The 12,036-nt window shown below is 66.5% G+C and carries 12 protein-coding genes; 4 read left to right on the top strand and 8 right to left on the bottom strand.

Translation table 11 applies throughout. From position 1 onward, the window contains the following. On the bottom strand, positions 1 to 257 hold a 257-nt coding region (locus KYX69_RS03045), incomplete at its 3' end, for a DUF805 domain-containing protein (protein WP_300493550.1). A gap of 155 nt (positions 258 to 412) precedes the next feature. Between KYX69_RS03045 and KYX69_RS03040 the strand changes: the two genes are divergently transcribed. Then, the gene (locus KYX69_RS03040; RefSeq protein ID WP_300493548.1) at positions 413 to 1,774 is read left to right on the top strand and encodes a 50S ribosomal protein L11 methyltransferase; all 1,362 of its coding nucleotides are present in this window, start codon (positions 413 to 415) and stop codon (positions 1,772 to 1,774) included. 37 nt (positions 1,775 to 1,811) lie between these two features. On the opposite strand, the gene KYX69_RS03035 is transcribed toward KYX69_RS03040, so the two are convergent. The 4 genes from KYX69_RS03035 to KYX69_RS03020 form a co-directional block, all read right to left on the bottom strand. Beyond that, complete coding sequence (locus KYX69_RS03035; RefSeq protein WP_300493545.1) at positions 1,812 to 2,684, bottom strand: OmpA family protein; 873 nt, start codon at positions 2,682 to 2,684, stop codon at positions 1,812 to 1,814. 208 nt (positions 2,685 to 2,892) lie between these two features. Then, positions 2,893 to 4,728: a translational GTPase TypA gene (typA, locus tag KYX69_RS03030; protein WP_300493542.1), complete on the bottom strand. Its 1,836-nt coding sequence runs from the start codon at positions 4,726 to 4,728 to the stop codon at positions 2,893 to 2,895. 73 nt (positions 4,729 to 4,801) lie between these two features. Next, positions 4,802 to 5,743: a hypothetical protein gene (locus tag KYX69_RS03025; protein ID WP_300493539.1), complete on the bottom strand. Its 942-nt coding sequence runs from the start codon at positions 5,741 to 5,743 to the stop codon at positions 4,802 to 4,804. Continuing rightward, positions 5,733 to 5,900 (bottom strand): hypothetical protein, encoded by a 168-nt coding sequence (locus KYX69_RS03020; RefSeq protein WP_300493537.1) that lies wholly within the window; start codon positions 5,898 to 5,900, stop codon positions 5,733 to 5,735. The genes KYX69_RS03025 and KYX69_RS03020 overlap by 11 nt, the downstream gene beginning before the upstream one ends. Before the next feature lie 156 nt (positions 5,901 to 6,056). On the opposite strand from KYX69_RS03020, the gene KYX69_RS03015 reads away from it, so the two are divergent. After that, on the top strand, positions 6,057 to 7,265 hold the full coding sequence (locus KYX69_RS03015) for a toxic anion resistance protein (protein ID WP_300493534.1): 1,209 nt from the start codon (positions 6,057 to 6,059) through the stop codon (positions 7,263 to 7,265). Between the two features lie 6 nt (positions 7,266 to 7,271). After that, positions 7,272 to 7,985, top strand: coding sequence for a hypothetical protein (locus tag KYX69_RS03010; RefSeq protein ID WP_300493531.1), 714 nt, complete (start codon positions 7,272 to 7,274; stop codon positions 7,983 to 7,985). Here KYX69_RS03010 and KYX69_RS03005 read toward each other — a convergent pair. From KYX69_RS03005 to ubiA, 3 genes are read right to left on the bottom strand one after another with little or no spacing between them, the layout of a single operon-like run. Further along, a complete protein-coding gene (locus KYX69_RS03005; RefSeq protein WP_300493528.1) occupies positions 7,975 to 8,763 on the bottom strand; it encodes a 3'(2'),5'-bisphosphate nucleotidase CysQ in 789 nt (262 codons plus the stop codon). The genes KYX69_RS03010 and KYX69_RS03005 overlap by 11 nt on opposite strands. Next, the gene (locus tag KYX69_RS03000; protein WP_300493525.1) at positions 8,756 to 10,102 is read right to left on the bottom strand and encodes a TldD/PmbA family protein; all 1,347 of its coding nucleotides are present in this window, start codon (positions 10,100 to 10,102) and stop codon (positions 8,756 to 8,758) included. Before KYX69_RS03000 ends, KYX69_RS03005 begins: the two co-directional genes overlap by 8 nt. Positions 10,103 to 10,148: 46 nt before the next feature. Then, the gene (gene ubiA / locus KYX69_RS02995) at positions 10,149 to 11,066 is read right to left on the bottom strand and encodes a 4-hydroxybenzoate octaprenyltransferase (protein WP_300493522.1); all 918 of its coding nucleotides are present in this window, start codon (positions 11,064 to 11,066) and stop codon (positions 10,149 to 10,151) included. A 177-nt stretch (positions 11,067 to 11,243) separates the two neighbouring features. On the opposite strand from ubiA, the gene KYX69_RS02990 reads away from it, so the two are divergent. Further along, positions 11,244 to 11,987, top strand: coding sequence for a 16S rRNA (uracil(1498)-N(3))-methyltransferase (locus KYX69_RS02990; protein ID WP_300493519.1), 744 nt, complete (start codon positions 11,244 to 11,246; stop codon positions 11,985 to 11,987). Positions 11,988 to 12,036 lie beyond the last annotated feature (49 nt).

Below are 12,036 nucleotides of genomic sequence, written 5' to 3'. Positions count from 1 at the left end.
TGCAGGCGCCGGACGGTGACCGCGATGCTCGGGAGGAAACAGGCCAGGATCCAAAGAACCACCGGGATGTAAATGAGCGAGAACTCGTCGCTATCTGCCGAGTCTTGCAGTGCAGTCCCGCCTAGCACGACATCCGTCACGACGAACGTCGCCGCGATCACGCCGTAAAAGATGATGAAGAACAGCCAGAATTCGGTCCGCGTCGATCGCCCGCTGAAATCGACATAGTGGCGCCACGGCCGCAGAATCTTGTCCATCATTTCCCCCATTTGAGTCGCAACCGATCCTATCCGATTGCAATGGCTTGGCAATTGCCGCGTGGCGGGGGCGCAAACGAACTACGGATATGCGGGCTATCGCTGCTACCGCTGGTTGGACTATCGGGTGATACCGATTTTGTGGAAACGACGCCTTGACCGACCAGCCTTCCACCGACCGTCTGAGCGAGGCCCGTGCCGCGCTCGCCACTGCGATGGCGCTGCACGAACAGGGGGATCTGGAAGGCGCGGAGGCGGGGTATCGCGCGGTGCTCGCGCTTGAGTATCGCGCGACCGATGTCCTTCCGTTGCTTGCCGGCCTGCTTGGGCGGCTGTCCCGCGCGGAAGACGCGCTGATCGCCTGGGAGCAGCTGCTCGCCATCGCGCCCGACCATGCCGTGGCGCTGCATGAAAAAGGGCTGACGCTGCACTGGCTCGGCCGCACCGGGGAGGCGGTCGCGGCGCTGGAACAGGCCTGTGCGCTCGATCCGCACAATGCGATCGCGATCGGCAATCTCGCGGTGGTGCTGGCCGATGCGGGTCGCAATCACGCCGCGATCGGCCAGTTTCGCCGCGCGCTCGCGCTCCAGTCGGACAATCTGCACCTGCGCCACCAGTTGCGTCGGCTCGGCGCGGCATCGGTGCCCTTCTGGCATATCCCGATGATGAACGACGCGCCCCGCAACGACGCGTTCGAGGCGGCGATCACGGCCGCGATTGCCGTCGCTGGCCCGGACGCGCGCGTGCTCGATATCGGTGCGGGCAGCGGCCTCTTGTCGCTGATCGCCGCGCGGGCCGGGGCGCAGCATGTGGTGGCGTGCGAGATGGAACCGCTGATCGCCGAAATGGCACAGCAGATCGTCGCGCAGAACGGCTATGCCGATCGCATCACCGTCCATGCCAAGCCGTCCACCGACCTTGCCGTCGGGGTCGAGCTCGACGTGCCGGCGCAAATCCTCGTCTCCGAAATCCTCTCCAGCGACCTGCTCACCGAAAAGGTGCTGGACACGTTCGAGGACGCACATCGGCGCCTGCTCGCCCCCGACGCATTGGTGATCCCGCGCGCGGCGACCGCGATGGGCTGCCTCGTCGCGAGCGAGACGCTGGCCGATTACGCGTTTGTCGGCGAAGTGTCGGGGTTCGACCTGTCGCCCTTCACCGACTTCGCGCAGCAGCGGCTGCCGATCCATGGCACGATGACTGCGTGGCAGCGGTTATCCGACGACCACGAACTGGTTCGCCTCGACCTGACCCAGGCCAAGCATGACGCGGTGCTGACCCGCCTACGCATCCCGGTGACGGCGAGCGGCCGGGCGATCGGCATCGTCCAGTGGATGCATATTGACCTGTGGCCCGGCGTGACGTTCGACAACCACCCCGACCGCTACACCGATGGTGGCTGGCTGCAGATCCTGCACAGCTTTCCCACACCGGTCGATGTGATCGCGGGTGAGACACTCGACATCGCCGTCGGGCACGACCGGATCACGCTGATCCTGCTGCCGCTGACGCAGTAGGGAGGCGCCGGAGGGGCCGCTCTCCGGCGCCATCATCTTACAGCCCGTCGACCGCCTTGCTGACGAGGATGTTCACCGCGACGCGGCGGTTCTGCGCCTTGCCTTCCTCGGTGCTGTTGTCGGCCAGCGGATCGGCTTCGGCCATCCCGGTCGGGGTCAGCATGCGATAGGGCTTCCACCCGCACGCCTGTTGCAGATGGTTGACCACCCGGCTGGCGCGCTTTTCGCTAAGTTCCTGATTGAGCTCCTCCGGGCCGGTCGCGTCGGTATAGCCGACCACCAGCAGCAGCGCATTCTCCATCGACCCGGCCTGGCTCGCGGCACTGCACAGCTCGGCCTTGGCCTGCGCGCTCAGCACCGCCTTGCCGGTGTCGAAGTTCACATTGGTCGTGCCCTTGACGTTATACTGGTCGATATCGCCGACCCGGCCGCGCAGCGCTTCGGTCGCGGCAGTCTGCTCGGCAAAGCCCTGGGAGGTGCCGCTGCGGATCATCGCGGCGGTCTTGAGATCCTTGTCGGCAAGCTTCACCTGCGCCGCAACCAGGCCGCCCTCGAACTGGCGCGTCTGCACGCTCACCGGCAGCCCGTTGAGCAGCGCGTCGCTGCCGCGCTTGGTCCGCCCAAGGCCGAGAAAGCCGCCGGACGAGCGAATCTGGGTCTCTTCGCTCACCGCGATCAGCGTCGGGGTGCCATCGGCGGCGGTCACCTGGATCTGGTTGCCCTGCCGCGCGGAGATCATCCCTTCGATCTCCGGTCCGGCCGGGAGCTGCGCCAGCGGCGGCAGCGCTGCGCCGGTGATGGTGACCTGCTCGCCCGATTGCAGTGGCGCTTCCTGCGCAACCAGCGCGCTCGGCGCAGTGGCAGCGAGCAGGGCGGTGAAGGCGAGGGCGCCGGCTTGGATGGAACGCATAGACATACTCCTGAAACTCAGCCCGTTACGGGGCTGCGGAGCAAAGCCCGCGTCGCGGCGAAGGTTCCGACGCCGCACCCCCGACTCCGGGCGGGCAGTGCGATCCGCGCGGCGGGTTGAGCAACTAGGGGGCGTAGGCCGATGTGGCCAAATGGAAAAGGCGCCGGAGTCGTCTCGGGCGCCTTTCCGTCAAATCACGTCTAGACCTTCAAGCCGCCTTGGCGCGGCTCTGGCGCTTGCGCTCGTGCGGGTCGAGGAAGCGCTTGCGCAGGCGGATCGTCTTGGGCGTAACCTCGACCATCTCGTCATCGTCGATATACGCGATGGCCTGTTCCAGCGTCATCTTCTTGGGCGGGGTCAGGCGGATCGCGTCGTCCTTGCCCGACGAGCGGACGTTGGACAGCTGCTTGGCGCGCATCGGGTTGACCTCAAGGTCGTCCGGCTTCGCGTTCTCGCCGATGATCATGCCTTCGTACAGCGCTTCGCCATGGCCGACGAACAGGATGCCGCGCTCTTCCAGCGTGTTGAGCGAATAGGCATTGGCCTCGCCCGCGCCGTTGGAGATCAGCACGCCGTTCTTGCGGCCCTCGATCGTGCCCTTGTACGGGCCGTATTTCTCGAACAGGCGGTTCATGATGCCGGTGCCGCGCGTGTCCGACAGGAACTCGCCATGGTAACCGATCATGCCGCGGCTGGGCGCGCTGAACGTGATGCGGGTCTTGCCGCCGCCGCTGGGGCGCATGTCGGTCATCTCGGCCTTGCGGATGTTCATCTTGTCGACGACCGTGCCCGAATATTCCTCGTCCACGTCGATGATGACCGTTTCATACGGTTCCATCTTCTGGCCGTCTTCTTCCTGAAGAAGCACGCGCGGGCGGCTGATGCCCAGCTCGAAGCCTTCGCGGCGCATCGTTTCGATCAGCACGCCCAGCTGAAGCTCGCCGCGGCCGGCGACTTCGAAGCTGTCCTTGTCAGCGGCTTCGGTCACCTTGATCGCGACGTTCGATTCGGCTTCGCGGAACAGGCGGTCGCGGATCATGCGGCTGGTTACCTTGGTGCCTTCGCGGCCGGCCATCGGCGAATCGTTGACCGCAAAGCGCATCGACAGCGTCGGCGGATCGATCGGCTGCGCCTGGATCGGCACGCTGACCGAGGTGTCGGCGATGGTGTTCGACACGGTCGCGACGGCCAGGCCGGCCAGCGAGATGATGTCGCCCGCCTGCGCTTCGTCGGTCGGGACGCGGTCGAGGCCGCGGAAGGTCATGATCTTCGACGCGCGGCCGCTCTCGATGACGTTGCCGTCCATGTCGAGCGCGTGGATCGGCTGATTGACCTTGAGCTTGCCGCTGGTGACGCGGCCGGTCAGCACGCGGCCGAGGAAATTGTCGCGGTCGAGCAGCGTGACGAGGAAGGTGAACGGCGCATCGACGTCCAGCGCGGGGGGCGGGACATGGTCGACGATCTTCTGGAACAGCGGGGCCAGCGTGCCCTCACGCCGGTCGGGATCTTCGCTGGCATAGCCGTTGCGGCCCGATGCGTAGAGCACCGGGAAGTCGAGCTGCTCGTCATTCGCGTCGAGGCTGACGAACAGGTCGAACACTTCGTCCAGCACTTCCTGAATGCGCTGGTCGGGGCGGTCGACCTTGTTGACGACGACGATCGGACGCAGGCCCAGCGCGAGCGCCTTGCCGGTCACGAACTTGGTCTGCGGCATCGCGCCTTCCGACGAATCGACCAGCAGGACGACACCGTCGACCATCGACAGGATGCGCTCCACCTCACCGCCAAAATCGGCGTGACCGGGCGTGTCGACGATGTTGATGCGGATCGAGTTTTCTTCGGTCCCATCGGGCGACCAGTCGACCGAGGTCGGCTTGGCCAGAATCGTGATTCCGCGTTCCTTTTCCAGGTCGTTCGAATCCATCGCGCGCTCTTCGACGCGCTGATTGTCGCGGAAGGTGCCGGATTGACGGAAAAGCTGGTCGACGAGCGTGGTCTTGCCATGATCGACGTGTGCGATGATCGCCACGTTGCGAAGATTCATACGAGTTCCTGGATGTCGCTGAAATGCGGTTCGGGCGCGCCAATAGCGGAAATTGTGCGGCGCGGGAAGAGCTTCAGTCTTTTCTGCGCGGCGCCCATTTCTCGACAATGTCGACGCGGACGTCCTTCAGCACCAGGCTGCGGCCGGTAATCGCGAACTCAAGCAGCGCTTCACCGCCGCTCGGACAGCAATTTCCGTCCTTGTCGCGCCACAGCTTGCTGGACGCGCCCATCCCCTCGAAATCATAATCGACGCCCTTCCAGATGCCGAAGCCCTTGGGCAGCTTGCCGGGTAGCGCATCGCGCCAGCTCTCGAGCTCGATATCCTGCCAGGCCTTGCTGGCGTCATCCCATTTGAAAAGCAGATCGGCATTGCCGTCGCCTGTTCCGGCCCTGCGCCCCGGCACCCAGATCATCCCGCCCTGCGTCATGCGCGGCGGTTCGTAGACGACGCCGTCGAACGACCATCCGATCAGATTGGCGGTGCCATGCCCGCTTTCCGCCCACAATACGATGCCCGCGCCGATGCCGTCTTCGCCCGATGCGCCGTCCATCATCTGCCAATGCACCGGCTGGCCGTCCTTGCGCCACAGGATGCCCGAGGCGGTCACCCCGCAGCCCTGGTCTAGCCATGTCGCCATGCACGTCTGGCTGCGGGCCGAGGGAGTCTTGATCATCTCCCGGACGCCCTGCGCCTGCTTCAGCGCCTTGTCATAGTCGGCGATGGCGTCGCGGAAGGTCTGTTCCAGTTCGACATCGCCCATCGGCTTGTCGTCATAGTTCAGCGCGGCGCGGATCGTGCGGAGCGTTGCATCGTGGCGTGCCTGCCAGGTCGCGGTGCGGTTGCCGAGCGCCATCACGGCGGCGAATTTATGCGCCAGTTCTGCGCGGAGCGGGGCGAGCGCGGTGCCCTTGCAGGCGCGCTTGCCATAAGTCTGTTGGCAAAGATCCGCTTGCGATGCCGAAGCGGGAACAACGAGGGCGGCAAGCAGGACCGCAACCAGATTAGCGCGCATGATGCTCCATGATCGGGGGCGCTTTTGTCGCAGGTTGGGCCTTCAGGCGATAGAGTTTCCCCGTATCGACGGCGGCGGGGCGTGCTTCGGAGGCCGAAGCCACCGGTACCCAAACCGCGATCGAACCGGCGATCATCATCCTGAGCCTGCGTTCCATCAGTCCTCCCTAACGCCGATATGTTAACGGTCCGCGTATCGCCAACCACTGACATATGCAGTCGGTTGCACCATGGCCAGAGTGTATTATATTTGCGATACACTTGAAGGCGACGCGGTTCCCGTTCATCTAGGGGAGAACCGCTGGAGGGATGGGATGTCGACCGAGACTGCGACTGCCGAAAAGACCGACGATCTGGTGCTGACTGCCCCAGAGCCGTTGAAGGAACGCCCGATCGAGAAAATGGCGGGTCTCGTGCCCGTCGACGAGGGGAAAAAGTCCGAGCTCGTCACCCGCGTCGAGAGCTTCATCGACGATCTGGTGGCGCAGGATGTGAACTCGCCCGAGTTCGGCAAGCGCGTCGACGCGATCACCGCGATGGGATCGAAGGAGATCCGCGACGCGGCGGGCCAGTCGAACCGCTTCCTCGACCGCCCGGTCCGCGCGATGGACAAGGATGTCGGCGTCGGCAAGGACCTGGCCGAGCTGCGCCGCGTGGTCGAGGATCTCGATCCTGGCAAGAAGGGCAGCCTGACCCAGCGCAAGAAGCTGTTCGGCATCATCCCGTTCGGCAATTCGCTGCGCAATTACTTCGACAGCTACAAGTCGAGCCAGGGCCATATCGCCGCGATCCTGAAGAGCCTGCAGTCCGGCAAGGACGAGCTGTTGATGGACAATGCCGCGATCGATGTGGAGCGGCAGAATCTGTGGGCGGCGATGGGTCGGCTGGAGCAGATGATCTATATCTCGAAGGAGATGGATCAGCGGCTGGAGGACAAGGCCAATGAGCTGGATCACAGCGATCCGGCCAAGGCCAAGGCGATCCGCGAGACGGCGTTGTTCTACACCCGCCAGCGCACGCAGGACCTGCTGACCCAGATGGCGGTGACGGTGCAGGGCTATCTTGCGCTCGATCTGGTCAAGAAAAATAACGTCGAGCTGGTGAAGGGCGTCGATCGGGCCAGCACCACCACGGTCGGCGCGCTGCGCACGGCGGTGACGGTGGCGCAGGCGCTGACGGCGCAGCGGCTGGTGCTCGACCAGATTACCGCGCTCAACACCACGACCGCGAACATCATCGATTCGACCGGCAAGCTGCTCAAGGACAATACCGGCCGCATCCATGAACAGGCGGCGTCGGCGACGATCCCGATCGAAACGCTGCAGCGCGCGTTCCAGAACATCTATGACACGATGGATGCAATCGACACGTTCAAGGTCAAGGCGCTCGACAACATGAAGACCACGGTCAACGTGCTGTCGACCGAGGTGGAAAAGTCCAAGGGCTATATCGCCCGGGCCGAGGGCGCGGCGCAGAACCAGATCGGCGGCGCCAACGACACGTTCAAACTGGAGGCTCTGTAACCACCCGTGCCGACCGAGATCGACCGCCAGATTGACCGCGCGAGCGAAGTCCTGAACCGCTCGCGCGAGCGCTATACGACGCTGAGTTCACGCGCGAAGAAGCGGCGCGAGGCCGAGATTTTCGGGCGGATCGGGCGCATCGCCGCGGCGGACGGCGCGATCTTGGTCGGTGCGCTGGTGGTCGGCTTGTTCATCCCGCTCGGGATGGGCGGCGCGTTGCTGGTGATGGCGGCGTTGATTGCGGCCACCCTGTTCTTTGGCCTGATGCCGACCAGCCGGGAAGCGATCCCCGAGCGCTTCGGCGAGGTGGCGCTGGCGTCGCTGCCGTTGCAGACCGAGGAGTGGCTGGATCGCCAGCGCCCGAGCCTGCCGGGGGCTGCGATGCCGCTGGTCGACGGGATCGGGGTCAAGCTGGACGTGCTCGCCGGGCAGCTCAAGGCGCTGAACGAAGCGGAGCCGGCGGCGGCGGAAGTGCGCAAGCTGGTCGGCGAGCAACTGCCCGAGCTGATCAAGGGCTATCAGCGCGTCCCTGAAAATCTGCGCCGGGTCGACCGGTTCGGCCAGTCACCTGACAAGCAACTGGTCGATGGTCTGGCGCTGATCGATCAGGAAATCGCGCAGATGTCGGCGCAGCTTGCGCAGGGTGATCTCGACGCGCTGGCGACGCGCGGCCGGTACCTGCAGATCCGCTATCGCGGCGATGACGAGGTCAGCGGATAGGCTTGCCCAGCGCCTCCACCGCCCTTGGCCGCAGGTGATCGGCGGCGGCGGCGTGGATGCCAGGGGTGGTGGCGAGCAGGCCGAAGCTTTCGCCGCGTGGGGTGTTGAAGCGGATTTTCTTGCCAAGCGCGTCGGTCACCGTCGCACCGGCCTCACGCGCGATCAGCACGGCGGCGGCGATGTCCCAGTCGGCGCCCCAGCGGAAGGTGGCGAGCAGATCGGCGTCGCCTGCAGCGACCATCGCCATGCGCAGCGCGATCGAATTGGGCTTGTCGACCGTGACCAGATGGCGGTCGACCTTGGCGAGATCGTCAGCCGGAACGCGCGCGCCGGTCAGGTCGGTGCGGTCGGACACGGCGATGGCCGCGCCGTCGCGGGTCGCGCCCTGACCCTTGACCGCCAGCCAATGTTCGCCGCGCACCGGGGCGTCGAGCACGCCGATCACCGGCTGGCCATCCTCGACCAGCGCGACCGAGACGGCCCAGCCCGGGCGCTTACGCAGGAAATCGCGGGTGCCGTCGATCGGATCGACCACCCAGACGCGTCGGCAGGACAGGCGGGCGAGGTCGTCGGCGGTTTCCTCTGACAGCCAGCCGGCGTCGGGGAGGAGGGCGGAGAGGCGGTTGCGGAGCAGCTCGTCCACCGCGAGGTCGACTTCGCACACGAAATTGTTGGGCGATTTTTCCCATTTCTCGACATCGGTGCCATAGCGGCCGAGCGCCAGCCGACCCGCTTCGGCGGCGATGGCGCTGACGGCGGCGGCGAGATCGTCAGCCACTGGCCACCGTCATCCCGTCGATCCGCAGCGTCGGCACGTTGATGCCATAGCGAAAGTTCAGATCATTGGCGGGGACCAGTTCGCGGAACATGGATTGCAGGGTGCCCGCGACGGTGAACTCGCTGACCGGCGTGGTGATGACGCCGCCCTCGATCAGATAGCCCGCCGCGCCGCGGCTATAATCGCCGGTGACGAGGTTGATTCCCTGGCCGATCAGTTCGGTGACGTACACGCCATAGTCGATATCGGCGATCAGCGACGCGACCGGGGTCTTGCCATTGGCGAGGTAGAGGTTGCTCGGCCCGACGCTGGGTGCGCCGCCGACGCCGCGCACGGCGTGGCCGGTGGGTTCGAGGCCGAGCTGACGCGCGGCGGCGCTGTCGAGCAGCCAGGTTTCCAGCATGCCGTCGCTGACCAGCTTCATCGGCGATACCGGCAGCCCTTCGCCATCGAACGGGCGCGAGCGCAGGCCGTGGGGGCGGTGCGGGTCGTCGACGATATCGATGCCCGGCGCGAAGATGCGGGTGCCCATCGCTTCGAGCAGGAAGCTGGTCTTGCGGGTGATCGCGCTGCCCGAGATCGCCCCGCTCAAATGGCCGAGCAGGCTGGATCCGACGCGCGGGTCGAGGACGATCGGCATCGCGCCACCCCGGACGCGCCCGGCACCGACGCGGGCAACGGCACGCTCACCGGCGCGGCGGCCGATCTCTTCGGCGGCGTCGAGCCGGGCGGCGTGGCGGGCGCTGTGATAGTCGTAATCGCGTTCCATCGCCCCGGCGTCGCCCGCGAGGACGCTGGCGGAAATGCTGTGGTTGGACGAGGCATAGGCACCGGCGAAGCCGTGGCTGGTGGCGAGCGCCCAGATGCTGCGGCTGGCGCTGGCACCTGCGCCCTCGCTGTTGGTCACGCCGGGGACGGCGCGGGCGGCGCGTTCGGCGATCAAGGCGGTTTCCTTGAGCGCGGCGGGGTCGCCCAGCGTGCCGTCATCCAGGTCGAGCTGCGGCACGTCGCCGTGCATCAGCCGCTCGACCGGGGCGAGGCCGGCCCATTCGTCCTCGGGAGCCTCGCGCGCCATTGCGACAGCGCGTTCGGCGAGGATGTCGAGTGCGGCAGGCGTCAGATCGGTGGTCGAGATGCTCGCCGAACGCTGGCCGCAGAACACGCGCAGGCCGAGTTCGAGATGTTCGGCGCGGTCGACATCTTCGAGTGCGTCGAGCCGGACCGACACCGACAGTGATTCGCCGGCGGAGAGCATCGCATCGGCGGCGTCGGCACCGGCGCGGGTGGCGCGGGCAATGGCGTCGTGGACGCGGTCACGGGCTTGATCGGGGGTCAACATCGACGCGATCTAGGAAGTACGGGGGCGAAGGTCAAAAGGCGCCGGTTCAAAAGGCAGTGGTCCCCACGACGAAACAGGCGGCGAACATCAGCAGCCCGGCATTGCGGTTCGAGCGGAAGCGGTGGAGCGCGTTGGCGCCGTCTGCGGGGGCGAGCGTGACGACCTGCCAGACCAGATGCAACGCCATCGGAGCGAGCGCGGCGAGGACGAGCGGGTCGGGGCGGACCTGCCACAAGGCGGCGCTCCACAGGCCGAGGGCGAGGGCGTAGAAGACCGCGACACCAGCCTTCACATTGCTGCCCAGACGACGGGCGGAGGAGCGGACGCCGACCAGCGCGTCATCCTCGACATCCTGCAGCGCGTAGATGGTGTCGTAGCCGATGACCCAGACGATGCACCCGGCATAGAGCAGCAGGCCGGGCAAGGGGAGTTCGCGCGTGATAGCCGCCCAGCCGACCAGCGCGGCCCAGGAGAAGACCAGGCCCAGCCATGCCTGGGGCCACCACGTAATCCGCTTCATGAACGGATAGGCTGCGACCAAGGCGAGGCTGGCAACCGCGATCCCGGCGGCGAAGGGGTTGAGCTGGACCAACACGACCAGCCCGATCAGGCACAGGAAGCCGAGCCACAGCCATGCGGCCTTCAGGCTGACCGCGCCGCTCGCCAACGGGCGGCTGCGGGTGCGGGCGACCTGTCGGTCGAGGTCGCGGTCGACGATGTCGTTATAGACGCAGCCTGCGCCGCGCATCGCGATGCTGCCGAGCAGGAACCAGAGGATCAGATCCCAGCGCTCGACCGCGCCGCCGGACAGAGCGATCGCCCAGGCTCCGGGCCAGAACAGCAGCCACCAGCCGATCGGGCGGTCGAACCGGGCGAGCAGGGCATAGGGGCGCGCGGCGGTGGGCAGCAGCGCCATCAGGCCGCTATGCTCCGTGTCGGGAACGGTCTGCGCTGGATCAGTCATGGGTGAACCTGACGACAAAGCGGACAAAGCGGACAAAAAAATGCGGGTTGTATGCGCGGTGTCAGGCTGGGGGAGGGGGCCGTTTCGGTCATGCCCTCTGCTGCCACAAGCGGCCGCTTGTAGGACAGCGAAAAGACGCCGGGTGACGAAGCATTTGGGGCGCGATATGGCTCGGCGATGATCGCCACCCCCGCCTGGCCGCCGCAATCGACCCCGCGCCTGTTCGTTGAGCCGACGCTGACGCAGGGCGAGCAGCGCCGCATCGACGGGCAGCAGGGCCATTACCTCGCCAGCGTGATGCGGCTGAAGGTCGGCGACCCGGTCAAGCTGTTCGACGACGCGACCGGCGAATGGCTCGGCGTTGCGAGCGAGGTGCGCAAGCGCGACGTGGTGCTGGAGGTGCGCGAGCGGCTGCGCGAACGCGAGGCGGTGCCGGACCTGTGGCTGTGCGCCGCGCCGATCAAGAAGGGGCGGATCGACTGGGTGGTCGAAAAGGCATGCGAGCTGGGCGTCGCCCGCGTCGCGCCGGTGCTGACGCGGCGCGCGGTGGTGGACAAATTGAACCTCGACCGGCTGCGCGCGCATATGGTCGAGGCGGCGGAGCAATGCGGCCGCACCGCGCTTCCCGACCTCGCCGAACCGGTGAAGCTGGCGGCACTGCTGCGCGACTGGCCGGCAGGGCGGACGCTGTTCTTCGCCGACGAGACCGGCGGCAAGCCCGCGCTGGAGGCCATGAAGGCGCATCCGGGACCGGCGGCGATCCTGATCGGCCCCGAAGGCGGCTTCGACGCCGAGGAGCGCGAGGCGATCCTCGCGGCACCGGGGGCTGTCGGGATTTCGCTTGGCCCGCGGATCTTGCGCGCCGAGACTGCGGCGGCGGCGGCGGTGAGTTTGTGGATGGGCGCGGCGGGGGATTGGTGAGCATTGGAGCAAGTGACGCGCTTTACGCGTTGATAAAGCGGAGTCGTAA

This window comes from Sphingomonas sp. (assembly GCF_030145815.1).
In the GTDB taxonomy this organism is placed as follows: Bacteria; Pseudomonadota; Alphaproteobacteria; order Sphingomonadales; family Sphingomonadaceae; genus Sphingomonas.
The sequence above is the reverse complement of the archived record's forward strand: the minus strand, read 5'-3'. Positions and strand labels throughout refer to the sequence as shown.